The sequence below is a fragment of the Kangiella japonica genome (assembly GCF_039523535.1).
GTDB classification, from domain to species: domain Bacteria; phylum Pseudomonadota; class Gammaproteobacteria; order Enterobacterales; family Kangiellaceae; genus Kangiella; species Kangiella japonica.
The window spans coordinates 893809-918938 of the sequence record NZ_BAAAFM010000003.1; the positions used below are offsets into that span (position 1 = coordinate 893809).

Below are 25130 nucleotides of genomic sequence, written 5' to 3' on the forward strand. Positions count from 1 at the left end.
TTTATGGCTCTCTGCGACCGATTATAACACTGACATTATTGCCGCCAAAGGCAAAGGAGTTACTCATAGCGGTTTTAATTGGTTTTGCGGACCTAGTATTGTCGACTAAGTTAAGTGCTGGCAATGATTCATCGTAATGACCATCATAGCAATGCTTGGGTAAAAGTGCGTCTGCATTACTTTGTTGTAAAGCAAGCCAGCAAAAAGCGAGTTCAGTTGCGCCAGCAGCTCCAAGTGTATGGCCCGTTAAGGGTTTGGTTGAGCTGCAAGGCGTGTCAGCCCTGAGGGCTTCAGAAACCGCGATACTCTCCATGGAGTCATTAAGCTCAGTGCCAGTGCCATGAAGGTTTAAGTAGTGAATCTGCTCACCGCTAAGCTCGGCTTCCTTAAGCGCCATCAGCATGGCTTCATTCGCACCTTGTCCTTGGGGGTGTGGTGCAGAAATATGGTGTGCATCCGAGGATTCGCCGACCCCTAATAGTTCTATATCACTAGGTTCTTTGGTCATCAAAAATACAGCCGCCCCTTCGCCAATGTTGATGCCGGTGCGATTAGCACTAAAAGGCAATGATAACTCCTCAGAAATGGCTTCCAAGGCATTAAAACCGTTGAGAGTCATATCACAAAGAGAATCTACTCCGGCAACAATTACTCCATCGCAAAAATCGTTTTGAATCAAACTACGGGCAGAAGCAAAAACTTTACCACTGGATGAGCAGGCGGTCGAAATTGCGTAGCTAGGCCCTGTAATATCGTAGTAGTCGGCGATAAAAGCTGCGGGTGACGACATTTGAATTTGTGAATAATCAAACTCAGCAGGGAAAGCGCCATTTTTAATGTTCTCAGAAAGTGCAAATTCACCCTCAGCGATCCCTGAAGTACTGGTACCAATAACAATTCCGATTCTATGCTTGGAGTGTTGGCTAAATAAGCGTTGCAGATCTTTGTCTAATTGCAAAAGACAGTGCAACAGCAATTGATTATTGCGCGTATTGTGTTTTGCCAGTTCTGCAGGAATGGTTGGTAGCGAAACTTGAACTTGGCCCGCTAAAAACTTTTTTTGACTAAACTGAGTGCTGTATTCGACCATACCAGAGGTGTCGCCGGCGATAAGCTTCTCGAAAACTGCTTGGTGCTCATGGCCTAAAGCATTAATGAGCGCCATCTGGTTGAGATAAACTGGGCATTTAATCATTAGTCGAATACTCTACTGCTATCGGAGTCAGGCTAAGGGTATAACCTCTTTGGTGGTGAGTAAACTCTATCTGTCCCTGTAAAAAATCAGGCTCGCTATAGTGGATAGAGATTAAAGCTTTATTATGGGTTGTCATTTGGCGAGTTAAAGCATTGATTTCTAGGTACTTTGCGCCACTAATGTTTGCTTGCAACTGCTCCATCGGCCACAGACTCAGTTGCATATCGGCTAATAAAAACTGAGGTTTTATGCTCTCTATAATAGAGGAAAAACCTTCTGCACGAATTTCCCCTTCTTTAGTGACGATAGTGAACAGACGTGTGCCAGTAGGAGTTAAGCCGACCATAGTTAAAGTACGATTACGAATTTCTGTGTGAAATATCAGATCATGAGTTTCTGTGTTATAAGTCACTGTTGCGCTTTGAGTAAGAGTTAATCCATTTTTAAAGGGGATCGTTGAAACTAGCTCAAACTCAACATTGTCAGCGATTAAGACACGTTCATTTTGTCCCTGGTAATGACTGGTGCAAGCTCCAAGCAATAAGGAACTTAGCAAAAGCAACGGAATGACTTTTAAGAAGCGCATAGTTCACCTATAACATTGAGTCGACGATGTGGAGCTTGGTTGAAAGGATTGTTATCATCCCAAACGTAACCTGCCAATATAGAGCAGATCATTTCACGAATATTGTCCGGTGCCTGTTTGAATTGAAGAATGTCCTGAAGCTGGCCATCATACCAAGAGTTAACAAAGGCTTTAAAGGTTGTCACGCCCGAACTTAGTGGCTCTGCAAATTCCGTTTCCCAGCATACGGGTTCAAAGTTGAACTGTTTTACTAAACAGTCGCTGGCTAGTTTTGCAGATTTAAAAGCGATGGTGACGCCAGACGAAAAAATTGGGTCGAGAAACTCTCCAGCGTTACCAAGCAAAGCAAAATGATCGCCATACAGTTTTTTAACGTTTGCGGAATAGCCCGTTATGCGTTGTGTCTTATTGGGAAACTCAGCATTACTGAGAAGCTGACTAAAGCGCTGCGTTTGTTTTAAGCAGATTTTGAGCAGTTCATGACTGGAGTCGAGATTTTGCTCAGTCTCAAACTTTTGTAAAAAGTCAGGTTGGGCCACACAGCCGACAGAAGCGGTGCCGTCGGAAAAAGGAATAAGCCAATACCAAACGTCGGGATCCTGGGGATGCGTTTCGATTAAAATCTTATTTCTGTCGTAACTAGGATCTGAAATATTGTCGATAACGTGTGTAAAGACAGCACCCCTAACAGGAAAGTCGCTCGGTAAATCTAAATCAAGTAATCGTGGCAGGACTCTAGCAAAACCACTGGCGTCGAGCACAAACTGGGCAGTGACAGTACGGCTTTGACCCTCTTCATCACACAGAGTCAGTACAGGGGTTGGCGAAAACTGAATTGCGGTGACTTGACTACCGTATATAACCTCGGCCCCCATTCGCTCAGCTTCTGTCGCTAACAAGTGGTCAAAATCAGCGCGCTTGACCTGATAGGTGTATTCAGGCCCTTGGCTAAATTTTTTTGAAAACTCAAAAGTAGACTCTTGGCCTGAGGCATAGAATGCAGCGCCATCTTTATACTGAAAACCGAGTCTGTCAGCAGCAGCCTCAACAGCCTCTAGCAAATTGGCTTGCTCAAGGTAAACCATGGATTGTGGAAGCAAACTTTCGCCAATTGAAAACCTCGGGAAGTGCTGTTTTTCCACCATCAGCACACGAATGCCCTGCTGCACCAATCGGCTTGCAGCCAACGCACCAGAAGGCCCGGCGCCTATAATGATAACGTCGTAATCGTATTGTGGCTTATTCATCTAATACTCCTTGTGCGCGATAAATATGGTGGCCAAAGATTGGAGACAGTAAAAAGACGCTTAAGATCCCGGTCAGCATAGTTAGGCCAAAAGCGTGAATTGCTGGTGTTTGGCTTAATGATAACAGACCAAATGATAAGAAAGTGGTGATTGCCGACAAGCCGATGGCTAGCACAATATAAGGCGAGCGCTTCTTAGATTCCGAATAGAACAGGCCGTAATCGACGCCTATGCCAAAAACTAAAAATAAGGCTAAGGTACTAAAAAGGTTGAAGCTCCCAGCCACTAAAATATTCACAATAATCGCTAAAGACGATGCTGCAATAGGCGCTAGGAGAATTAGACCAGCAATCAGAGCACTGTATTTTAAGCTTAATAATAAAAATATAGCGACTAGTGCAAGCCCGAGCATAAACAAAGCCTTTTCGCGATACTCAGTAAACATTGCTGAGACTTTGTCCACTTTGTTAATGAAATAGAGCTTCTCATGTTTGTCGGCCAGCGTTTCCAACGGCTCTAGGTTATGAATATTGTGCAGAGTAATTATGGCGGCTACTTGATTCTCAATTTCACCAAGCCACAAATACGAAAAACGCTGACCTAGAGGCGATTGTAGCCAGTCCTGCAAATCTAAGTGGTTACCATTACTGGAGAGATAATTATCAACTAAGCTTAAAAGCTGTTGACGATTTAAAAGCCCCAATTCAATCAACGGCGAGAGTGATTGTCGATCCAAATAGTTAGATAATAATAGATAGTTTTTATCTTGCACCTGTCTTGATGGCACAAATTGCGCAATATGCTTATAGCCTTCGATCGCATTTCTATCAACGAGGGTATTTAAGTCAGCGTTTAAGGAGCCTAGCTGGTTAAGTAGCTCATCGGTGGTGTCTGCTTGCACCACAAAAAACTGATTAGTCGCTGGCGACGCCACCATTTTCTGAATGGTTTGCTCCTGCTGATAAAGTTCGGGCGGGATCGACTGTAACTGACGGATATTGTCATTATCATCCTCAACCTCACTGAGAAGAATCACTGCAATCACGGGGAGCGCAGTAAGTGCCAACAGAAAAGTTGGATGGCGAAAAGTTAGGCTGAAGCGGCTCAAAAAGGTAAAAGTTGTGGTGATTGCCTTCGGCGAATTTACGTTGACGTTAACTTTATCAAATAACAGCGTCACCGTTAAAAAGGCACCAATTAAGCCCGCGGCACAAAAAACCGCCATCTGCTGCAACCCAGGGAAAGGCGTACTGAATAAAGCGGCATAACCAATCACGCTAGAGACTAAGCCTAGAGTGATGGCGCCTAATATATGTTTCAAAGGTCTGCGGCTTTCGTTAGCGCTAGCAAAATAGTGAAACGAGTAATCCACCGCGACCCCGATAAGACTGGCGCCAAAAACTAGGGTTAAAACATGGATAGAACCAAACGCTAGGTGGGTTACTGTGAAGCCCAAAAACACCCCTGTGCCTAGTGAGGTTAGCGTCAAGACTAAGGGGCGAATGCTTTTAAAGGCCAACACTAATAAAAGGATAACGCCGATTAAAGAGCCTAAGCCGATGGTAGAAATTTCAGATTTAGCAGAAGCGGCAGCATGGTGCGCATAAAAAATGGCACCAGTGTACAGCAACTTGATGTTGGGTGAGTCTTGCTGAAAATCATCGAGTTGGTGAGTAAGCTGCTGTTGAGCTTGGCTATCAAATGGGGATGCTTGTAAGGTTGCGCTAACCACTGAATAAATTTTGCCCTGATGGCGGTACATAATGACGTCATCCACAAGCTGGCGCTGTGGTGAATTGCTAACATCAGTCACATCTTGTAAATATCGATAAGACAACAAGTAGGGGTCTTTAGGGAGTAAAGATATCAGCTGGCTCGAAAGCGGCGAATAGACCAGTTGTAAGGTTGCATCAATAAAGGGTTCACTACCCTGCTGTTGAAATAGTGCTCTATCGGCATCGCTGAGTAAGTGGAAACGATGCTTAAAATACAGCTGAGCGATGGCTTCCTGATCCTGTTGCGACAATTGCGTGTCTATTGATGACACTAGTCCACTTTGAAGCAATTGCGCTGACAATGACTTGGAGCTGATAATGGCTTCTTCGACCGTAGGGGCTTCGATTGTAAGAATAACTTTTTTGAAGTTCTGCTCAGAAAAGCGCTCAAAAGCTTCCTCGGCAAACGGGTTTACTTCTGTAGTGGGTAGCAGGCGCAGAATGTTGGTTTCAACACTAAGCCCTTTTTGTAGCTGGCTATAGAAACCGCCACCGATACTTAGCAGCAACAGTATCCAAAATACAAATCGCAAATTAATCGACAAGATAGCTTCCTAGCTGTTTTTTAATCAATGGTTCGCTGACTGGTGTAAACAAAAGTTTTGTGGTGTCGTCATTGGCTTCAGAAAAACTCAAATGCTCAATGTGTCCAGAGCCATCGATTTGGATAAGTTTTATCATGCGCTTAATACGGGGGTTGGTCGGAGTTAATCTAATGTCCCAGCTGGATTGATCACACAGTGCTTCTACCTCGAAGTTGGCATTCAAACTATTTAGGTTTCCGGACAAAATCGATAAAAAAGTCGACGAAATCAATTGGCTGGTTTGGTTGTCAGAATTGGTTGGCATAGAAACAGGCTGATCATTTTTATTGAACTGCTTAAACTCCAATTCGCTTATTACGGTCGTGCTTTTTATCGGCTTTAGCGTTTGCCAAACCACAGCGTCATTATCAGCCAATAACAAATATCCAGAAGATTTTAGGGGGTTGGCTAATACTTTGATGTGTTTTTCTTGGCTAAATTGGTGTAATGATTCTTGCGATTGTAAAACCTGGGTAATCTGTTTTAAGTCACAAGAATCGCCCGTAAACGCGGAAACCGACTGGCTGCCAAAAACAAAAAGCAGGGTGGATGTAAGAATCGTAAGCGTGATTATTCTCTGTATCATGATAAGCCTGAAATATAGTCCGTTAAGCGCTGCTTAAGAATATCGGGAGATACTAGCTGCATCTCAAAATCGGAGGTGGTGACCGCCACTTGAACAGTGTAGCCTTTGCACAATTTTTCACCGCTCTCTGCGCTCTGGATAAGGTAGTTGATTTTGAGCCGATTTTCACATTCTTTAAAGGTAGCAATACAAAGCAGTTTCTCACCAAAATTAGCTGGTTTGATGTATTTTAAGCGCATGTCAATGATAGGCCAGTAATAGCCTGACTCTTTCATCTGTGGATAGTCGTAATCAATCTTGCGCAATAGTTCGCAACGCGCTTGCTCAAAGTATTTTACGTAGTTACCGTGCCAAACGATATTCATCGGATCTAGGTCGAAAAAAGGAACTTCGACAAAACATTCGGCAGCGATAGCCTTTTTTTCTAGGGTTTTGTTATCCATCATTAGCCACCAAAGGAGTAGGTCGTCCAGCGCTGGTTTTGTATGTGCGACACGAACTGGCGAAGCTCAGCTTCTAAAGGACGATCTTCATCAACCAAACTAAATTCTGCAAAAACTTCGCTTAATGTATTCTGAATAGTGTCTGATAATGACTCAGAGTTGAGCTCTTGTTGGTTGATACGAATTTGCACTGCTTGGCATGAGGCCATCAACGAAGCAGCAGCCACCTGCTCGGTTAACTGTAAAATGCGTAAACAATCGCGGGCAGCGATAGTGCCCATGCTCACTTTGTCCTGATTGTGACACTCTGTTGAGCGTGAGAAAACACTTGCCGGCATGGTATGTTTCAATGCTTCGGCAGTCCAAGCGCTGATGCCGATCTGAACCGCTTTAAATCCGTGGTTAATGGGTTTGCGATCAGCCGTGGCGGCCGAAAGGTTGTTCGGTAAGCCATTGTTAAATTTACGATCCATCAGCAATGCCATTTGGCGATCCATCAGATCCGCTAGGTTCGCAATTCCTGTTTTTAACGTATCCATAACCATCGCAATATGACCACCATAGAAGTGGCCACCATGTAGAACGTGTTGCCCTGCACCATCAATAATAGGGTTGTCATTGGCGCTATTAAGCTCCGTTTCGATAATCTGGCGCATCCATGGCATCGAGTCTTTGAGCGCTCCGATAATATGCGGTGCACAGCGGATCGAGTAGCGATCTTGCAGTCGGCTCGAATTTCTGGGGTGTTGATGGTGGTTGAGATCGTCGCGAATCCAAGTGGCAACTTGGTTTTGCCCAGGATGCGGCTTGGCGCTGAATAAAATCTCATCGAAGTGAGCACTGTTGCCTTGTAGCGCTATAGAGCACAAAGCGGTAATTCTTGAGCACAATTCGATAAGATACTCGGCGCGTTGATACGCTAAGCAAGCGAGCGCCGTCATAACTGCGGTACCATTCATGATAGCGAGCCCTTCTTTGGGCTGAAGTTTAATAGGTTCTATGCCTAGTTCAGAAAAAACCTCAGCCGTGGGGCGAACTTGTCCTTGATAGATAACTTCGCGTTCGCCAATTAATACCGCGGCGACGTAAGACAGTGGCGTTAAATCACCGCTAGCACCAACCGAGCCTTCTTGCGGAATGCGCGGCATGATGTCATGTTTGAGTAAGGTTTCGAGTTGCTGTAAGAGCTCCCAAGTGACCCCAGAAAAGCCTTGGCTTAAGGAGGTCAGGCGGGCGCCTAATATGGCTCGAGATTGCTCTACAGAGAATGTATCTCCCAAGCCACAGCCATGGAAGCGTGTTAGGTGCAGCGGCAGTTCATGAACGCTCTCAAGTGGTACTTGTTCGGTGACGGAATCACCATAACCCGTTGTGACGCCGTAAATAACACCATCTTCTTGCAATAGGTTTTTAAGAAACTCGGCACCCTGGTCGATGCTTTGTTTAAAAGATGGATCGGTATTGAGTTGAGCTTGGGCACGGCCTTTTGCCAGATCGTTAATTTGCTCAATACTAATAGGCGATTCGCCATAAATGATGTTGGAGTTAGCTGTCGTCACTTGAGTTCTTCTCGTTCTTGTTGGTTGCGGTTCGCGATATGTGCTGTTTATCGTCTTTTTGCCAAAAGTTATAAAAATTAAACCATTGATAGGGAGCCTTTAAACAGTAATGCTCCAATCGACCTGCGTAGCGCTCGATGATTGATTGTAACTGTTGCGCCCTTTCAGTTCTAGCGAGCTTTAGGCTGTTAGCGAAGTGCTCTAAATAGATGTGGTATCGCCCCGATTGCTTCAAGCAAAAAAGTAAGTAGGTCGGGCAATCTAAAACATTGGCCAAAATAAAGGGCCCTTGGGAGAACGGTGCTGGTTCGCCCAAAAAGTCAGCGTAATTCACGCGCCCATACTGAGTAACCGAGGTTCTGTCGCCAACGATGATGACTATCTCACCCTTATCGACTTTCTCTTTTAATTCTATAGCGGTTTCTGCGCCTAAAGAATCGACTTGAATTAGATTTAACTGCGCGTCGGGATTAAACTTTTCCAAGGCAGCTTGGAACTTTAAGGCATGCTTGGTAAAGACTAAGGCATTGATTTTAATACTGGAGTCGTGCTCGCCTATGGCTCGACACAGCTCGAGGTTGCCTAAGTGGGAGCCGATAAAAATTGCGCCTTTGCTTGGAGTGTCTTGGCGAAGTTGCTCGAAGATCTCGGGATTGTGGAAGGTGACGTCCTGCATCGTGACGTCGTTTAGCCAAGCCCTGATTTTATCGACAGCTGAAGTGCCAAACTGATAAAAGTGCTTATAAACGTGATACCAGCGAACCTTAGTTGAGTTACCAGTAACCGCGTTGACGCGAGTTAGATAGGCGTACGAAGCTTGGCGTGCTTTATTGCCAGTTAGGGTAAAGTAGGCAATAACAGGGATAAGCACAATGCGTAATAACCACTGGCCAAATATGCGGTATAGCCATACTAGCAGCTGGATACCGAAGGTTGAGCCGCGCTCTTTAGTGGCTGACCAGTGCTTATCTTTCATGATTATTTTTCTTGGCTTTAGTGTGTTTAAAGTGACGAGCTATAAGTTTAGGCGCTCGCGGTAACATACCGAAAAACAACCGAGTGTGCATTTTGGTGATAAGCCAATTATCCCTAAACATTTGAAAATGAGACGAGCCATCATCAGGATAAGTCACTCGAGTCGGTAAATTAATAATGGGGACGTTTCGCCAGTCCAACTTAACCAGAATTTCGGTATCGAAGTCCATTCTTTTGCCAATAGAGCTCTGGTCGATTAAATCGATGGTGTTCGCTAGTGGGTATAAGCGAAAACCACACATCGAGTCTTTAATGCGGAAGGACAAGGTCTCTACCCAGACCCAGAAGTGTGTGATATAGCGGGGAATTAAGCGACCTAAGGGTACTGACTGATCATAGTCAGGAATACCACAAACTACAGCTTCAGGCGTATCCTTGCTTAATTGAATAAATTTTGGCACATCGGAAATAGCATGCTGCCCGTCGGCATCAACCTGAATCGCATGAGTATAACCATTTTGCTGAGCATGGCGTAGACCTGTCATGACGGCTCCGCCTTTGCCTTGATTCTGCTCTAAATGCAGTAATTCAAGAAAGTCGTATTTGTCATTCAGAGCAATTAAAAAATCATTAGTGGTACTGTCGCTACCATCATTAACCATGATAACCGGCAGCTCATAAGCCGAAATCCGCTTCAAAACCTGTTCAATATGCGTGGTATGGTTGTAGTTTGGAATAATAATACAGTAACGATCAGTCATGCTCAGTTCCGCTGACTTAAAAAAAGTTTGCCGGAAGAATACTTGGTGTCACCATCGCTAATCGAAAAGATGAGACACTGTTTTATTTCGTCAAAGCTTAAGGTTAGAGTCACCCTTGAATTAGGTGGAATCACCTGCTGAAACTTCAGGGCTGACATTTTTGAGCAGTAAACATCATGCTCGGCCGTATTCGGTAGCGCTGTTTGTGTGTATAAAGGGCTGCCTTTGAAAAAGTGCAAAGCCCACTGGACTTGAACAACGCCTGGGATTATTGGAAAAGAGTCAAAGTGGCCGTTAAAAGCTTCTAACTGTGGCGAAACCTCAAGTTGTAAGGTCAAAACATTATTTTCAACGGTCTGGGTAACGACTTCTGGGTAGTTCATATCAAAATAATGAGATTAGTGTGTCAGTGGGTAGTTTACCCTGTGAATTATAGGGTAATCGTTCAAAGTAACGCCACTTTCTTGGGATAGCTACTGCTTCAAAGGTGCTGATTAAGGATTCTTTGAGTTGTAGGTTTAAGGAGCGTTTAGAGTGTAGTTGTAAGTAACTAAGCCCTTCTTCAGAGAGCTCTATCACGGCACCAATAAAGGTGCGTGTTTGTTGTAGCACAATAACTTTAGCTTCACGGACGAAGGGTGACTGCATTAATGCTTGCTCTACAGCGTCAAGCGATACACGCTTTTCCTCAATTTTCACGACACGATCGAGGCGACCTAATAACTCGAACCTATCTTCGGTGAGTTGATGTATTTTGTCATCTAACCGCTCCGGCTGCTGGATATAGGGAGAGTGTAACGTCATCGCCCCCGCTTCGCTGGCAACAAACCGAACGCCGGGAAACTGTTGCCAAACGGCGTTATTATTGGCTTGGGTGCGATAACCGATGCCACCTGTTTCAGTGCTTCCATAAACTTCGACTGGGTAAAGCTTAAACTGAGAATGACTCATCTTCGCAGCTTCTGCACTTAATAAACTACCGGAGCTAAAACATTGTGTGAGTACAACATCGGGCAGGTTTTTATCATGTCGAGATAAAAAAGCAGGGCTTGAAATTAGGCATATATTGCTGTGCTTCTCACTGACCGCGACCAACTCTTCCGGATATAGAAGGATGTTAGTGTGAAACGGGTGCTTGTGTAGCAGTGGCCAAAGCAGTCGAAATATAAGGCCGTAAATATGGTGGTGTGAAACGGTAGCAAAAAAATTACACCCCGTTACCGAATGGCCAAAAAGCTGCTCAAGGTTGGACGTTTCTAGCATGAGTTGTGAGAAATGCTTGGCGATCGCCTTTGGCTGGCTACTCGAGCCGGACGTATAAAATTGAAGAACACTGTTACTGTGGTCTGGAATCTCAAGCTTACCTTTGGGTGCTTCGGCAGTGAGGAAGTGAGTGACTTCAATACAATGACTATGATTGCCGTGGGTGTCCTTATTAATCGAGGAGTCAGAAATGATCGCCTCAAAAGAGCCTCGGATAGACTCCAGCCAATCGGTTTTGCTGTTCGCTGTTAGAACAAGATCTTTTTGTAATAGCAAGATCGCAAAAAAGTTAACTACGAAATGGTAGCTATTATTGGCAAATAGCAGATAAGACTGATAGGGCTGCTGTTGTAGTTCGTTGAGCGCCTGGGATAAATGTTGCTGGAAGTCACTGACGGTATAGCGACTCTCCTGATCAAAAGCTACTAAGTGATTTGCATCCTGTTCAAATAAGACCCTAAGAGCCTCAAAGACTCTTGTCATCGACCGCCCTCCTTTGCACAACACATTTTCGGTATATCAGCTCGCTGATAAACAAGGTACCCATCAACAGGTAAGAGACTAAACCGTTATAAAGAGTCCAGATTTCAGTGCTACTGAAAATAACAGTATAGAGAGATATCAAAATATTGAGTACGAAAAAGCCACACCAAACTTTAGTGACCTTGCGCGTATAAGCCACACCCTCAGGTGGCAAGTCCGGTTCTTGTAAACGCGCCAAACGCTCAATGATACTAGGAGGTTGACTCAGACTGTAAGTAAAAACAGCTAAAAATCCAGCCGAGATAATAACAGGATATAGCTTTAAGCCTAAGTCGCTGTTAGTAAAAAAACTCAAGGCCGCTAAGCTTAATCCTACGACCAGTACAATTAACCACAAACCTTTGACTGCTTTTATAATAGGGCTTTTGGTAATACTGGCGCGCAATATCACCAAAGCAGCCAAGCTCAAGGCTAAGTATTTGGGTTGAAACTGCTGAAGGCCAAAATAGATCGCTATGGGATAGAGTAATACCACCACAGCGACGGCTATTTTTAGCAGAACTGACATTAGTTGTGAACGAGATCGTACACGGCATCAACCACATGCTGCATGGTGCGAACAGCTTTGAAGGTTTCTGGGTTGACCGACTTTCCAGTAATTTCTTGTAATTTGATCACCAAATCAACGGTATCAATGCTATCTAAATCAAGGTCAGTATAGAGGTTTGCATCAATCGAAATGTCCGCTTCTTCAACCTCAAAGTCTTCCACAAGTATTTCAACAAGTTGTTGATATATTTGTTCTTTTGTATCTAATTGCGCCATTATGCAGTCCCTTTTTGTTGTTCGATAAAGTCTGCAAGAGTGCTGACCGAATAAAAATGCTTTTTTGATTCTTCGGAGCTTGAGTCGAGCTTAATGTCGAACTTCTTTTTTAAGGCAAGTCCAAGTTCTAAGGCATCGATTGAGTCGAGGCCAAGCCCGTCTCCGAATAATGGCTCAGTGCTATCAATGTCATCAATGCTAATATCTTCAAGATCAAGTGATTCAATAATGACCGCCTTTATCTCGTTTTCAATGGGTCTCATTCTTAGTAGTTTCCTCAGTAAAAACTGTTTTAATATGATCCGTTAATCGTCTTGCCGCGATTGATTGGTTTTTTTCATTTTGAATAAACGGAATTACATCTATTTCCTCTATCACGCGCATTGAAAACAGCGCACGGCGTGATGGAATTTGATACCACTTTTCTTGTTTAGTTAATGTGGTCGGGTTGCAGTCAATAATTACCGGTAAAAGGTTTTGTTCACAACGGACGGCAATATTAGCGGCGCCACGCTGAAGCTTTATCGGCTTATTGGGGACTGTGCGTGTACCCTCTGGAAATATGACCAGATTATAACCTTCTTGTAGGGTCTTTTTACAGTTTTCTATGAGTTTATTCACATCTTGGTCATTATTAATAAAATCAGCGACACGAACGACTCTTTTGAGTAAAAAATTGTCCCATAGGCCCTGCTTAACAACACAGTCGGCTTTAGGAATCAATGAGATAAGTGCGACAACATCGATGAGGCTAGGGTGGTTGGCGATGATCACTTTCCCTTCAACACCCTCCAAATCGCGTCTGGCCTGCTCTAAATCGAAAGTAAAAATGCCTAGCGATTGCATAAAAGCGATAAAAAAGCGCCAGCTACGATGAATCAAATATCGCGCTTTGCGCTTTCGTACCATGGGATCGGGGTTCAGCAATTTGACTACAGGAAAAACGAATAATGACAGGAAGAGTCCGCCTATACCGAAGGTAGCAAACGATAAGCCGGTAGCAAAGACTCGCCAGAAATAATTAAGTTTATAGAGCATGCTTAGTAAAAACCCACTGGTGTCTGTCTGTAGCTAATTGACTGGACTCGTCCTCATTATGGAGGAAGTCATAGAAAGCTAAAGCAAGCGGAGCCTGCATAACAGGCGCGATTTGTGTCGATCGGAAGCCAAATGAGAAGGCTTTTCCTGGTTGTGATTGGTTAGTGTCTAAAGACAATAATACCGAAAGACTATAGCTCGGAACGGTTTGCTTTTGCAGAGTATCAAAAGGAGCTTCGACCTTGAGGTCAAAACAGGTTAAAAGCACCTTTTTATCGGGAAAACGTGTAAGCAGGTTATAAGCTTCGAGCAGTGCAAAACCAAAAGTATTGGAGCCAGCTGCGATGCTGGTACCAGGCTTGGTATTTTTATTAAAAATGGAGAATAAGCCTAAAGAAGCGTTATGCACCGAAAGGCTGAAGTCTTTCGGGGAGACTTCCTGAGAGCTCGCAATATCTTCAATGATGGATATGGTTCGATTGAGCTCGCCGTGTTCAGAAGCAAAAACAGTAAGGGTGTTTTGTGCAGAAACCCCCGCAGTTTCTAAGCAACTTAACGAGGTATGCATCGCCATTTTGCTTAAACCATTTAAGCGGCGGCGCTTAATGGGAGGAACCTGTTTAAGAACTATAGGCTCTAAATCAATGCTTTTAAGACCCTTTTCACTGATTTTAGCATGACGTGTATGATCTTTATCGAGCCAGCAGTAAGAAGACAATAACTGTAAAGTGGGCTTGTTACTGTGGCTCATTGTTATTCCATTCATTGCGGGGAGTGCTTTTTGATACGAAAGTCTAGCGGAATTAAATTACAACATCAAACAGCACTTTGACTGTTGCCAAAAAAAACCGAGCGCTAAGGCTCGGCTTTTTAATGGCAATATCGCTTAGAACCTATCAATAATAGGCTGTACCTGATTATTCTCAACCATGTCTTTAACCGCTTGTTGTAAGTCCGCTATTTGTTGTTCGTTAACAGATTTCTTGCTAAACATGAAAGCAACGCTGTCGCTTGGAATATGAACATTCGAGGCTTTGATTTGGTCACCCAGGCGTTTGCGTTTAATGATGTAATGGCCTTCGACAGGATCTGCCAAAACGCCATCAATCTCGCTATAAAGGATATTGAAGAAACTTTGCTCACCCGACTTTGAATCAATAAAGAGACTAGAGTATTGCGGGTGGTTCATCAAAGCGTAAACTTCTTCGCCGTAAAAGTAGTCGCTAGTGATACCTACTTTTTGACTGCGGCTTAAAAATCCAGTTAAGGTTTTGCCATCGTAGGTATTGCTAGAGCGAATAAACAGCGTAAAAGATTCGTTGCGATATGTGGGTGAAAAGCTGGCGAAACTTTCTCGTGCAGGCGTAATAGTTGCGCCTGCTAGGACATCAACTTCGCCTTTTTCTAAATCGGTTAGCAGCTCCGCCCAAGTTTTCTCAACAAAGCTGACATCGCAATTCATTTTGTCGGCAGCTTTTTTGAAAATTTGAACATCGATGCCGGTAATTTCACCGTTTCTCTCATATTGATAGGGCGCACGCGATTCCCAGCCCATAGTTAGATTGCAGTCGCGCTTAGCATTGCTGACTGATTGTTTTTGTTCTGAATTATCCTCACTACCGCAAGCAACTAATAAGAATAGCGCTGAGCAAGTAATCAGTTTAGAAAATTTCATCAAGTGGCCTCCCCAGTACAAAGTATATTTATTCTTTGGTCAGACCATACTGCTACGAATTGTGAACTGGATCAAGCATTAAGACCCGATTTCGATGAATTTTCATACAAAAAGTGTCAAAGTTTTATACATAAGATTAAAAGTTGGTGACAAAAGAGGTTACTAGCGTGGAATTTGGAGTTACGGACTGACCTTGTCTGACGGTGGAAAATTGAGCTTTACTAGGAGGTCGCGATAAGAGATAGCCAGTCAGGGGACTAAATTAAAAAGGCCATAAAAAAAGCAGGCGATGAGCCTGCTTTTTAATGGGTAACGCAATCAGATCGGCTTAATTAATGGCGTTTCTAATTTTGTTCATCGCGTTTTTTTCTAACTGACGAATACGCTCAGCAGAAATACCGTATTTATCGGCTAACTCGTGAAGAGTGGCTTTCTTATCACTCAGCCAGCGCTGTTGTAAAATGTCTTGGCTACGATCGTCAAGCGCTTTAAGTGCATACATTAAACGCTCTTCACGCTGACCTTGCCATTGCTGTTGTTCAACTGCGTCAGCAGGATCGGCATCAGAAGCTTCCAGAAAGTGAACTGGAGCGTATGCTGCGCTATCATCATCTTCCTGGGCTGGTGCATCAAACGACGCATCGCGTGCGTTTAAGCGCCCTTCCATTCGGCGAACTTCTTCAGGCTTAACGCCTAGATCGTCTGCTACGGCCTTTACTTCTTCGTTATTTAACCAGTTAAGCGACTTTTTCTTTGAACGTAGGTTGAAGAACAGTTTGCGTTGCGCTTTGGTTGTTGCAACTTTAACAATTCTCCAATTACGTAATACGTATTCGTGTATTTCAGCTTTAATCCAGTGTACGGCGAAGGATACAAGACGGACGCCGACAGTCGGATCGAAGCGCTTAACAGCCTTCATCAGACCAATGTTACCTTCTTGAATAAGGTCTGCTTGAGGTAAGCCGTAACCGCTATAACTTCTCGCAATGTGAACCACAAAGCGTAAGTGAGCCATTACTAACTGGCGTGCAGCCTCAAGGTCGTTTTCGTCCTGGAAGCGGTGCGCTAATGCCTGTTCGTCTTCAACGGAGAGAACAGGTATTGCGTTGACCGTACTGATGTAACCATCAATACTGCCTGTAGGTACCGCTAGCGCCATGTTCATTGGGATATTGCTCATACATCCCCTCCTTAAATTAGTGATTAAACCTGATGTTAGCACTCTTTTTATGAGAGTGCTAATTTTTTAGCACTGTGACTATAAGAGTGCTAATTATAGCAAAAGTTCCAGGTGTGTAGGTAAAGAATTGTCAATGTTTACGGGGGCTAGATCATAACTCGTTACTAGTCCCGATAAGGCGAGACCAAGGGAGTTTTGGCCTCTAAAGATCAATTACTTAGCTGATGCTTCTGCTTCAATAATGATTTCAACCTCGTCACCAACTGCAGGCACACCGTAAGTCATACCCCACTCAGAACGCTTAATTTTTCCTGTTGCAGAGAAACCAACGTGTTGTTGCTCTGACATTGGGTGAATACCGGCTTTGTTAAGTGTTAAATCCAAAGTGATGGGCTTTGTGGTATCTAAAATGGTCAATTCGCCATGTAAAACACCGGTGTTATCGCCAGTTTTCTCAAGTTTGGTGCTTTTGAATGTCATCTTGCTGTATTTCTCAACATCAAAGAAGTCAGCACTCTTCATGTGATCATTCCATTTCTTGTTTTCCAAGTTAATAGAACCAGCTTTGACTTCAACCGTGGTTGAGGAGTTTGACCAATCATCCTGATCAAAGGTTAATTCGCCGCGAAATGTAGGGAATTTACCGTAAGAATGTGAAAAGCCTAGGTGATCAACTTTAAATAGAATCTGGCTGTGAACCGTATCGAATTCATACTCGACTGGCTTTGCTGTAGAAGTAGCAGAAAATACTAAAGCACTTGAGGCTAAAATGCCCGTTAAAAGATGTTTCATCAGATGTCCTTAAATTAGTTTTCAATGGTCACATTTGTAACAAGGATAAAGGTATGAATCAAATGCATTATATCTATACTGACTATTAGCCCAGAAAATACCGTATGTGTTACTGGTTACCAAAGCTATTGAGGATTGATGTCCTTGAGGTGCTTACGCACAGAAACCCAGGCGCCAATAAGGCCAAGCAAAGAGCCTATGACTAACAAGCTTAGGGTAAAACTTGGGGCTAAACCTAATAGTGAAAATTCACTGCTGTACAACTGAGCTAACTGACTCGTGGACTGCTTCAATAAGACGAAAACAATATTTACCATTAGTGCGGCCAATAGTGCTGCAATTAATCCGTACCACAATCCTGTATATAGAAAAGGGCGTCGAATAAAGGCATCGGTGGCGCCGACAAGTTTAATTACTTGAATCTCGTCGCGACGATTCAAAATCGCCAAGCGAATGGTGTTTCCGACGATTAAAAGAACGCCAAGTGCTAGCATTAAACTGACAAAAGTTGCTATTTGTTCTGAAATAGTCAAAATCGAGTTGTACTTCTTAATCCAGTCGCTATCGAGTTTGGCTTTATCGACAAGAGCTAAAGTGGTTAGTTCTTGTGCCAATGATTCGAGCGACTTGGGATCGGCGAAAGAAGACGTCGGGGTTAGAGTAATCGCAAAGGGTAGCGGGTTTTTATCTAAATAAGAGATAGCATCCCCTATGCCTGAGTATTCTTTAAATTCAAGTAGCGCATCTTCTTTACTGACAAAAGTGACCTGCTCAAACTCTGGACGTAGACTCAGTTGCGTCAGCAGTTCTTGGGCTTGATTCTCGGTTGCATCATCCTGCAGGTAAACCGAGATTTTAACGCCACCGTCCCAAGATTGTGAAACCGCTTTAGCGTTGGTCATAAATAAGTAAAAAGCCGATGGCAGCGCTAAAGCAATGGCCAAAACCAAAATCGTCATCAAGCTGTTGGTCGGTTGACGAAGTATGTCGAGCAAGGTCTGTAAGCTGTTTTCTTTGTGCAGTTTTAATGCGGTATTAAAGCGATCGCGAAAGCTAATCTTATAACTCGTTGCACTCGAACGTTTAGTTTTGCTTTTAACCTCACTCATGCGAAATCCACCTCCGCCAGCTCGTTACGGATGGTGCGGCCTTCTTTTAAGGCAATCACTGGATGTTTCATGCGGGCGATTAAGCCAAGGTCGTGGGAAGCGATAAGGACGCTAACGCCAACTTGGTTGAACTGCGCAAACAAATTCATAATGTCTTCGGACAGTTCAGGGTCTAAGTTACCAGTCGGCTCATCGGCTAATAATAGCGGTGGTTTATTGACCACGGCGCGGGCAATACCCACGCGCTGCTGTTCACCGCCAGAAAGCTGAATAGGCAGTTGTCGCTCTTTTGATAATAATCCAACTTTGTCTAAAGCTGCGCGGACCCGTTTTGGAATATCTCGATCGGACACGCCTGCGATAATAAGAGGTAAGGCAACGTTATCGTAAACACTGCGATCGTAAAGCAGGCGATGATCTTGGAAGATCATGCCGATTTTACGGCGATGATAAGGTATCTGGCGATCTTTGACGTTGGAAATGTTGATATCATCAAGAATGATTTGCCCTCGCGTTGGGCGCTCCATCAGTGCAATGAGCTTTAGAAGCGTACTTTTACCAGCTCCACTATGACCTGTTAAAAACGCCATTTCACCACGAGGAAGTGCAAAGCTAACGCCTTTTAAAGCCTCGTGGCCACCTTCGTAACGTTTAAAAACCTGATGGAATTCAATCATTTATAATTGTATCAACCCTGTAAGTTTATTCTTGTTGATTCGACTCAGAGCTAAACAATGCTTCAATAAAATCGTTCGCATCGAATTCTCTCAAGTCATCAATTCCTTCGCCGACACCGATAAATCGAATAGGGATTTGTAATTTGTCGGCTAATGCAAAGATAATACCACCTTTTGCAGTTCCATCCAGTTTTGTAATAGTTATGCCGGTAAGGTTGACGGCTTTATGGAAGTGCTCAGCCTGGTTTAGTGCATTTTGACCAGTGCCTGCGTCGACCACCAGCATAACCTCATGAGGAGCACTCGGGTCAAGCTTATGCATAACGCGCTTTACTTTTGCCAACTCTTCCATCAGGTTAGATTTGGTATGAAGTCGTCCCGCAGTATCCGCAATAAGAATATCAATATCGCGGCGCTGGGCAGATTGCAACGCATCGTAAATGACCGAGGCGCTATCAGCGCCAGTATGCTGTGCCGTGACATGAATATTGTTACGCTCGCCCCAGACTTGAAGTTGCTCAACGGCAGCTGCCCGGAAAGTGTCACCTGCAGCTAGCATGACTGACTTACCTTCTTGCTGATATTTTTTTGCGAGCTTACCAATAGTGGTTGTTTTACCAACACCGTTGACGCCGACCATTAAAATGACATGTGGTTTATGATCAATTTTTAGCGGTTCGTTACAAGGTGCTAGAATCTCGGATAGTAATTCTCGCAGTCGATTCATCAAAGCTTCGGCATCTTTGAGCTCTTTGCGATCGGACTTCTCCGTCAGATCGTCAATAATACGACGGGTGGCTTCGACGCCAACGTCCGCCATTAATAGCTGAGTTTCTATCTCTTCGAGTAGCTCGTCATCAATTTGCTTACTGCCTAAGACTAAGTCGGCAATGCCACTTGTCAGCTGACTGCGAGTCTTACTCAATCCAGACTTTAAGCGTGCAAAGAAGCCCTTTTTGCTGGGTTTCTCTTGGGTTTCTTCAAGTGACGATTCTGCGGATAGGTTTGCGGTAGCTGAATTTTCAGCGGTTTGTTCTTCGGCATCGGAATCGTCGTCTAAAGAAACGGACTCCAGGGGTTCATCGGCCTGATGCGCTCGGTCTTCAAGATTAGGCTGGGGATCAGAATCACTTGCCGGATCACTAATCCCTTCAGCAGGAGAGTCAGCAAGAGAATCACCCTGTTCGAGGGGCTCATTAGCTTGATTAGCTCGTTCTTGTAAAGGTGCTTCTGCGGACTGTGAACTGTCATGAGGCTTGTCATCAGACCCAGAGTCAATGCTCAAGTGCTCCTCTAAGTCCTGCTCAATAGCCTGATCCATGGCATCTTCAACCTGCTCAAGCTTTTCCTCAATATTTTCTGGTGAGGCGTTCTCTTGAGTTTCAACAGACTCTTCTTTCTTACCAAACCAGCCAAAAAGGCCTTTTTTCTTAGATTTTGTATCGCTCATGAACCGATTAATCCGTAAAATATTTATTCAAAACAGTAAAAGCGCTATCCTACCATTTTAGACGAACAAACGTCAGCTTTTTACCCAGCGCGGAGAGAACCAATGGCCAATCGCGAAAAATTCTTCGACAACAATCGAGGAGCTAGTAAAAGTAACAACAAAAGTGGTCAATTCAGAGTAATCGGTGGGCAGTGGAAAGGCCGAAAGCTCAAGTTTTTTGAAGTCGAAGGGCTGCGCCCGAGCCTTGATAGAATTAGAGAAACCCTCTTTAACTGGCTACAATCGGAAATCAGAGGTGCGCGATGTTTGGATTTATTCGCAGGCTCCGGCGCTATTGGTATCGAAGCCTTATCCCGTGGCGCGTCGAGCGTGGATTTTGTTGAACTGAATAAAAAAGCAGCGCGTCAACTGGAGTCCAACATAGGGCTACTTCAAGCAGACGACGGCAACCTGCATCATCAAGACGCCAAGCAGTTTTTATCACAAGAGCACCAACCCTACGATATCGTCTTTTTAGACCCACCGTTCCACAAGGGCTTGGCGCAAGAGATTGTAGGTCAGTTAGCGCAAACTAACCTGCTAGCAGAGGGTGCCTTGGTATATTTAGAAATCGAACAAAACCTGGAAGTCGACATTCCCGACAACTGGGAGCTTCTTAAGGATAAACAAGCAGGTCAGTTACAGTATCGGCTTTACCGAGTTTAAAGAGTCTTAACTCGTATAAAGTACGCGGATAAGGTGGTAGCCGAAGCGAGTTTTGACAGGGCCAATAACACTTTTCTCATCGCTGTCTTTAGTGAATACGGCCTGATCAAAAGGTTTCACCATGGCGCCTTTTCTAAATTCGCCAAGGTCACCGCCTTGTTTTTTTGACGGGCACATAGAGTGCTTTTTGGCTAGCGTTGCGAAATCAGCGCCCTTCTCTATTTTATCTTTTAAGGCTTTGGCTTCTGCTTCAGTTTTAACCAGTATGTGTAAGGCGGCGGCAGTTTTCATGGCGATTTAATCATTATTACTAGAATGTGGGTGATGATAGCACATAAACATCAAAACGATTGCCTTTGCTTTCGATGCTCATAGAGGGTTTTTGGTCATTTAAGAAAGGTGCGTAACTGGGGCGTTTAACCACGACACGATATTTGGCATGCTCCAAGGCGACCGGTAGTAAATCATTAGCATCAGGGTCGGTACCTACTAATAACTTAACCAGACGCATTTCTTTTTTAACAGCGGCACTTTTGTTGCGTGGTGGAAACATAGGGTCGAGGTAGATAATATCCGGCTGCTGCTCTTGGCTAAGGCTTTCTATTAACTGTACAGACTGGCCTTGGTGCAGCTCAAAGCCCTGTTGGAATAACTCAGCTCCTGAGGCTTTAGCGCGTAAAATCGCATCTTCAAGCAGGCTCGCGACGTAAGGCGAGCGTTCTATCATGCGCAAGGAACATCCAAGATTACGCAGTTCGGCCGCATCCCGCCCTAACCCTGCTGTGCCGTCGAGAATGCTAGGATTCCAGTTATGTTTTAGGCCACAAGCTTTGGCGATGTGTTGCTTGCGCCCTCCTCCATGTTGGCGACGATAAGCGATAGCGCCTGAGGTTAAAGCTAGATTAAAGCTCGCTTCTTTACCGTCTAACTGAGCAGCAAAGCTTAAACAGGGGGCATTATCGTTATACTGATAGCTGAAATAGCCGTCATACTCTTCGGCATCTTTTTGGTCCGTGACAGCAGGCAAGTCCCTCAGTAGACTAGGGGCCTCTGGTGCTTGAGATGTAGCGAGAAAAGCAAACTTTACTGGCACGAATAAGTCCTAAGATAAAAAGTGAAAAGTATAAGCAAATCAATATGATAGATACTGACTCATCAATTATAGAAATACAGGTCTCGGTGACATCGTCTGATCAAAACCCGATAGAATTATTAGCTTCTGAAAGCGGTTTGTCAAAGCAGAAAATAAAAGATGCCATGACCAAAGGCGCCGTCTGGTTGTCTAAAAACAAAGAAAAAACTGGCGCTGCCCGCCCTATTCGCCGTAAAAACAGCAAAGTTAAAGAGGGCAATGTGCTGTTTTTATATTATAACCCTGAGGTTTTAGCGGAAACAGTAACATCACCTAATCTGATAAAAGATGAAGCCGACTATTCTGTATGGAATAAGCCTTACGGCGTCTGGGCGCAAGGCTCGAAATGGGGCGATCATTGCTCTATCGGACGTTTAGTTGAGCAGCATTTTGACTATAACCGTCAAACCTTTGTCGTGCATCGGCTCGATCGCGCCGCCAGTGGTTTAATTGTGCTTGCGCATAATAAAAAATCAGCCGCCGCCCTATCGCAGATGTTCGCCAAACGCCAAGTCGAAAAAATTTATAAGGCGAAGATCATTGGTCGCCTGCCACAAGAAAATATCACGATTGATGAGCCCATAGATGACAAACCAGCCATAAGTCATATTAAAGAGTTAAGTTCTGACGAAGCTACTAGCTTGGTGGAAGTTAGAATTGAAACAGGTCGAAAGCATCAAATAAGACGCCATTTAGCCAGTTTAGGCTGTCCTATTGTAGGCGACAGGTTGCATGGAAATGCTGTGGAAGGTGATGAAGACTTACAGCTGACGTCCTGTGAGTTGAGTTTTGTATGCCCAATCTCAGGGGAGAAGCGCCACTATAAAGTATAGCTGCGCTCTCTTAGTAAAAATACCGTTAAACCACTTCTATAGTTTCAGGTTTGCGTAAGAATACTGTGGCTAAAAACAGTAGGTAGATTGGGAAAATAATAATCGACGCAATGCTAAAAATAACGCTTATCTCAAACAACCCTAAAAGTATCGAAATGGCGGCTAAAATGACTAGATATGTAGGTATTTGTTTGTTGTTGGCCAGTAAAACAATTCCGATCACTATATCCAGAATGCCGAAAATTACCATGCAAATAACGCTAAATATATGTACACCAGCGGTAGTCCAGCTCTGTGCTAATCCATAATAGGAAAGTACATCTGCAATAAATACGCCAGTGAAGAAGATGGCTGAATTGATGATCATTAAGGTCAAAAGAGCGTCAATAGCATTAAAATTCAGCTGATCGTGCAAGATCTTTTTAAAATACGCATACAAATAGATCGAAATAGCACCAATCAGTAAGAATAGCCAACTATAAATATCTAACTTGGATTCAATAAGCCCCGCCCAGTTGGCGACTTGTTCGAGTCGGGAATTAAACATCAGCACCCAGTAAACAGGGAATATAATGGCAAGGGATATCGCCACGATACCCGGTAATAAATAGTCACGTTTCATTGTGGTCTCCATATTGTGTTAGTCCGTTACTTCGAGTCGGTATCGACATATTCGAGAATATCGCCGGGTTGGCATGACAACTCTTTGCAAATAGCTTCTAGGGTTGAGAAGCGTATGGCTTTGACCTTACCGTTTTTCAGCAAAGACAAGTTAGTCATGGATATACCGATATTTTGTGAAAGTTCTTTGAGTGACATTTTGTTTTTTGCCATCTCAACATCAAGGTTAATTTGTATTTTCATGACTTGAGAATATATCTGGTTTTAATGCATGTCAATATATATTTTACGATAAACATAAAATAATAAATGTTAATCATATCCTAATCTAAGCCGCGTCACGCAATTTGGTATCAACTTAATTAGTTGCTACGATTAAACAAGACACCCTACTAATTGGTACAAAGCTGGCAACGTATGGAAGAAAAACAAAAGTTGATTGACGAGGTTCTAGCCTGCACTATTTGTGATGACTTGCCATTGGGACCAAAGCCTATATTGCAGTTTCATCCCGATGCCAAGATACTAATTGCAGGACAAGCTCCAGGCCAAGTAACTCATGCAAAGGGACGCCCTTTTGATGACGCGAGTGGTGTGCGTTTAAGGCAGTGGCTAGGTGTGGACGAAGAGACTTTTTACAATCCGCAACAGTTTGCGATTTTACCCATGGGTTTTTGCTACCCAGGTAAAGGGAAATCAGGTGATCTCCCTCCTCGCCCTATTTGCGCTAAAACATGGCAAAATAAGTTGCTAGCTCAGTTAAAACAGTTGGAATTGGTGGTGGTGATTGGCCAATACGCCCTACAATGGCATCTTGGAATAAAAAAGTCACAAACTATCACGCCTGTCGTTAAAGGTTGGCAAAAGTTCCAAAACAGAGAGTATGATCAGTTAATAGACGTCAAAGTCGATAAAAGTGACAAGCAACTTCTAATGTGCAGTGTCAGTTACTTCCCTCTGCCCCACCCTAGCCCGCGTAATAATATCTGGCTGAAGAAAAACCCTTGGTTTGAAGCAGAGTTACTTCCCGATTTACAAAAGAAAATCAGTGAAGGTTTGGGGCTGGATAATTCATTAGCATAGGTTAAAATATGCCTTTTCAAACCACTGATGAGCGCGGAGGAAAAGGTGCCGCTAACAGAGAAGAAATGTTAGGTTTTGCCAAGAAAAAACTGGTGAAGGCATTAATTATAATTAAATAAAGGGATCCCATGAAAAGTAACAACAATATAGTACTAGCAATTTTATCAATAATTCTCATATCAATTTCAATACCACTGACATGGTTTGTGGTGTCATTTGAGGAGTATCATGGAATCAAAAGCTTTGTGAGAACAATAAAGGTAGCTGGTACTGGTGGTGAAATATTACAGATACCCATATGGCTGCTATCGGTTGTAAGCTCTATAGGTGTGGCTTTGGCTTTAATGAACTTCATGAGAGTCACTCAAATACCAAGATTCATATATATAGTGTTAATTCTCTTACCATTACTTTTAGTATTAAAATTTATGATAGAAGGCTTTAGTGCCGAACAAAATCCAGTGAGATTAGGTGCTTATGTATTTATCGTTGGTAGTGTATTAGGGCTAATACATACCTTTATTTATAAGAAGGACAAAGGTTAACCACGCGA

At 43.7% G+C, this 25130-nt stretch carries 30 protein-coding genes; 4 read left to right on the forward strand and 26 right to left on the reverse strand.

Annotated features, from left to right (window positions below):
* Position 1 precedes the first annotated feature (1 nt).
* From ABD128_RS07635 to ftsY, 22 genes are all read right to left on the reverse strand, one after another.
* Positions 2-1195, reverse strand: coding sequence for a beta-ketoacyl-[acyl-carrier-protein] synthase family protein (locus ABD128_RS07635; protein WP_343988836.1), 1194 nt, complete (start codon positions 1193-1195; stop codon positions 2-4).
* Positions 1188-1781: a DUF3261 domain-containing protein gene (locus tag ABD128_RS07640; RefSeq protein WP_343988838.1), complete on the reverse strand. Its 594-nt coding sequence runs from the start codon at positions 1779-1781 to the stop codon at positions 1188-1190. Before ABD128_RS07640 ends, ABD128_RS07635 begins: the two co-directional genes overlap by 8 nt.
* Positions 1769-3028, reverse strand: coding sequence for an NAD(P)/FAD-dependent oxidoreductase (locus tag ABD128_RS07645; RefSeq protein WP_343988840.1), 1260 nt, complete (start codon positions 3026-3028; stop codon positions 1769-1771). Before ABD128_RS07645 ends, ABD128_RS07640 begins: the two co-directional genes overlap by 13 nt.
* On the reverse strand, positions 3021-5348 hold the full coding sequence (locus tag ABD128_RS07650; RefSeq protein WP_343988842.1) for an MMPL family transporter: 2328 nt from the start codon (positions 5346-5348) through the stop codon (positions 3021-3023). The genes ABD128_RS07645 and ABD128_RS07650 overlap by 8 nt, the downstream gene beginning before the upstream one ends.
* Positions 5338-5973, reverse strand: a complete 636-nt coding sequence (locus ABD128_RS07655; protein ID WP_343988844.1) for an outer membrane lipoprotein carrier protein LolA — start codon at positions 5971-5973, stop codon at positions 5338-5340. The genes ABD128_RS07650 and ABD128_RS07655 overlap by 11 nt, the downstream gene beginning before the upstream one ends.
* Positions 5970-6416, reverse strand: coding sequence for an acyl-CoA thioesterase (locus ABD128_RS07660; protein ID WP_343989385.1), 447 nt, complete (start codon positions 6414-6416; stop codon positions 5970-5972). The genes ABD128_RS07655 and ABD128_RS07660 overlap by 4 nt, the downstream gene beginning before the upstream one ends.
* A gap of 2 nt (positions 6417-6418) precedes the next feature.
* The gene (locus ABD128_RS07665) at positions 6419-7975 is read right to left on the reverse strand and encodes an HAL/PAL/TAL family ammonia-lyase (RefSeq protein ID WP_343988846.1); all 1557 of its coding nucleotides are present in this window, start codon (positions 7973-7975) and stop codon (positions 6419-6421) included.
* Positions 7962-8951 carry a lysophospholipid acyltransferase family protein gene (locus ABD128_RS07670; RefSeq protein ID WP_343988848.1) on the reverse strand — a complete coding sequence of 330 codons (990 nt, stop codon included), beginning with the start codon at positions 8949-8951 and terminating at the stop codon, positions 7962-7964. The genes ABD128_RS07665 and ABD128_RS07670 overlap by 14 nt, the downstream gene beginning before the upstream one ends.
* The gene (locus tag ABD128_RS07675; protein WP_343988849.1) at positions 8941-9711 is read right to left on the reverse strand and encodes a glycosyltransferase family 2 protein; all 771 of its coding nucleotides are present in this window, start codon (positions 9709-9711) and stop codon (positions 8941-8943) included. Before ABD128_RS07675 ends, ABD128_RS07670 begins: the two co-directional genes overlap by 11 nt.
* A gap of 2 nt (positions 9712-9713) precedes the next feature.
* Positions 9714-10094: an ApeI family dehydratase gene (locus ABD128_RS07680; RefSeq protein ID WP_343988850.1), complete on the reverse strand. Its 381-nt coding sequence runs from the start codon at positions 10092-10094 to the stop codon at positions 9714-9716.
* 1 nt (position 10095) lies between these two features.
* A complete protein-coding gene (locus ABD128_RS07685) occupies positions 10096-11457 on the reverse strand; it encodes an AMP-binding protein (RefSeq protein ID WP_343988851.1) in 1362 nt (453 codons plus the stop codon).
* Positions 11441-12025 (reverse strand): COG4648 family protein, encoded by a 585-nt coding sequence (locus ABD128_RS07690; protein WP_343988852.1) that lies wholly within the window; start codon positions 12023-12025, stop codon positions 11441-11443. The genes ABD128_RS07685 and ABD128_RS07690 overlap by 17 nt, the downstream gene beginning before the upstream one ends.
* The gene (locus ABD128_RS07695) at positions 12025-12282 is read right to left on the reverse strand and encodes an acyl carrier protein (protein WP_343988853.1); all 258 of its coding nucleotides are present in this window, start codon (positions 12280-12282) and stop codon (positions 12025-12027) included. Before ABD128_RS07695 ends, ABD128_RS07690 begins: the two co-directional genes overlap by 1 nt.
* Positions 12282-12545, reverse strand: a complete 264-nt coding sequence (locus tag ABD128_RS07700; RefSeq protein WP_343988854.1) for a phosphopantetheine-binding protein — start codon at positions 12543-12545, stop codon at positions 12282-12284. The genes ABD128_RS07695 and ABD128_RS07700 overlap by 1 nt, the downstream gene beginning before the upstream one ends.
* A complete protein-coding gene (locus tag ABD128_RS07705; protein WP_343988855.1) occupies positions 12532-13320 on the reverse strand; it encodes a lysophospholipid acyltransferase family protein in 789 nt (262 codons plus the stop codon). Before ABD128_RS07705 ends, ABD128_RS07700 begins: the two co-directional genes overlap by 14 nt.
* A complete protein-coding gene (locus tag ABD128_RS07710) occupies positions 13310-14071 on the reverse strand; it encodes a beta-ketoacyl synthase chain length factor (protein ID WP_343988856.1) in 762 nt (253 codons plus the stop codon). The genes ABD128_RS07705 and ABD128_RS07710 overlap by 11 nt, the downstream gene beginning before the upstream one ends.
* Before the next feature lie 135 nt (positions 14072-14206).
* On the reverse strand, positions 14207-14995 hold the full coding sequence (locus ABD128_RS07715; protein ID WP_343988858.1) for a substrate-binding periplasmic protein: 789 nt from the start codon (positions 14993-14995) through the stop codon (positions 14207-14209).
* 328 nt (positions 14996-15323) lie between these two features.
* Positions 15324-16175 (reverse strand): RNA polymerase sigma factor RpoH, encoded by an 852-nt coding sequence (gene rpoH / locus ABD128_RS07720; RefSeq protein ID WP_343988860.1) that lies wholly within the window; start codon positions 16173-16175, stop codon positions 15324-15326.
* A gap of 213 nt (positions 16176-16388) precedes the next feature.
* On the reverse strand, positions 16389-16967 hold the full coding sequence (locus tag ABD128_RS07725; protein ID WP_343988862.1) for a YceI family protein: 579 nt from the start codon (positions 16965-16967) through the stop codon (positions 16389-16391).
* 125 nt (positions 16968-17092) lie between these two features.
* A complete protein-coding gene (ftsX, locus tag ABD128_RS07730; protein WP_343988864.1) occupies positions 17093-18076 on the reverse strand; it encodes a permease-like cell division protein FtsX in 984 nt (327 codons plus the stop codon).
* Positions 18073-18753: a cell division ATP-binding protein FtsE gene (gene ftsE, locus ABD128_RS07735; RefSeq protein WP_343988866.1), complete on the reverse strand. Its 681-nt coding sequence runs from the start codon at positions 18751-18753 to the stop codon at positions 18073-18075. Before ftsE ends, ftsX begins: the two co-directional genes overlap by 4 nt.
* A gap of 25 nt (positions 18754-18778) precedes the next feature.
* Positions 18779-20203, reverse strand: a complete 1425-nt coding sequence (ftsY, locus tag ABD128_RS07740; RefSeq protein ID WP_343988868.1) for a signal recognition particle-docking protein FtsY — start codon at positions 20201-20203, stop codon at positions 18779-18781.
* Positions 20204-20305: 102 nt separating this feature from the next.
* Between ftsY and rsmD the strand changes: the two genes are divergently transcribed.
* Complete coding sequence (gene rsmD, locus ABD128_RS07745; protein WP_343988870.1) at positions 20306-20908, forward strand: 16S rRNA (guanine(966)-N(2))-methyltransferase RsmD; 603 nt, start codon at positions 20306-20308, stop codon at positions 20906-20908.
* 6 nt (positions 20909-20914) lie between these two features.
* Here the strand turns inward: rsmD and ABD128_RS07750 are convergent, their stop codons facing one another.
* Together ABD128_RS07750 and ABD128_RS07755 are read right to left on the reverse strand one after the other, a co-directional pair.
* Positions 20915-21199 (reverse strand): peptidylprolyl isomerase, encoded by a 285-nt coding sequence (locus ABD128_RS07750; RefSeq protein WP_343988872.1) that lies wholly within the window; start codon positions 21197-21199, stop codon positions 20915-20917.
* A gap of 19 nt (positions 21200-21218) precedes the next feature.
* Entirely contained in the window at positions 21219-22001 is a 783-nt protein-coding gene (locus ABD128_RS07755) for a class I SAM-dependent methyltransferase (RefSeq protein ID WP_343988874.1), read from the reverse strand.
* Positions 22002-22045: 44 nt separating this feature from the next.
* On the opposite strand from ABD128_RS07755, the gene ABD128_RS07760 reads away from it, so the two are divergent.
* Positions 22046-22873 carry an RluA family pseudouridine synthase gene (locus ABD128_RS07760; RefSeq protein WP_343988876.1) on the forward strand — a complete coding sequence of 276 codons (828 nt, stop codon included), beginning with the start codon at positions 22046-22048 and terminating at the stop codon, positions 22871-22873.
* Between the two features lie 25 nt (positions 22874-22898).
* On the opposite strand, the gene ABD128_RS07765 is transcribed toward ABD128_RS07760, so the two are convergent.
* The gene (locus tag ABD128_RS07765) at positions 22899-23495 is read right to left on the reverse strand and encodes a hypothetical protein (protein ID WP_343988878.1); all 597 of its coding nucleotides are present in this window, start codon (positions 23493-23495) and stop codon (positions 22899-22901) included.
* A gap of 26 nt (positions 23496-23521) precedes the next feature.
* Positions 23522-23737 carry a helix-turn-helix domain-containing protein gene (locus ABD128_RS07770; RefSeq protein WP_343988880.1) on the reverse strand — a complete coding sequence of 72 codons (216 nt, stop codon included), beginning with the start codon at positions 23735-23737 and terminating at the stop codon, positions 23522-23524.
* A gap of 174 nt (positions 23738-23911) precedes the next feature.
* Here ABD128_RS07770 and ABD128_RS07775 point away from each other — a divergent pair, with 174 nt between their 5' ends.
* Together ABD128_RS07775 and ABD128_RS07780 are read left to right on the forward strand one after the other, a co-directional pair.
* Positions 23912-24577 carry a uracil-DNA glycosylase family protein gene (locus ABD128_RS07775; protein WP_343988882.1) on the forward strand — a complete coding sequence of 222 codons (666 nt, stop codon included), beginning with the start codon at positions 23912-23914 and terminating at the stop codon, positions 24575-24577.
* Between the two features lie 128 nt (positions 24578-24705).
* Positions 24706-25122: a hypothetical protein gene (locus ABD128_RS07780; protein WP_343988884.1), complete on the forward strand. Its 417-nt coding sequence runs from the start codon at positions 24706-24708 to the stop codon at positions 25120-25122.
* Positions 25123-25130: the final 8 nt, after the last annotated feature.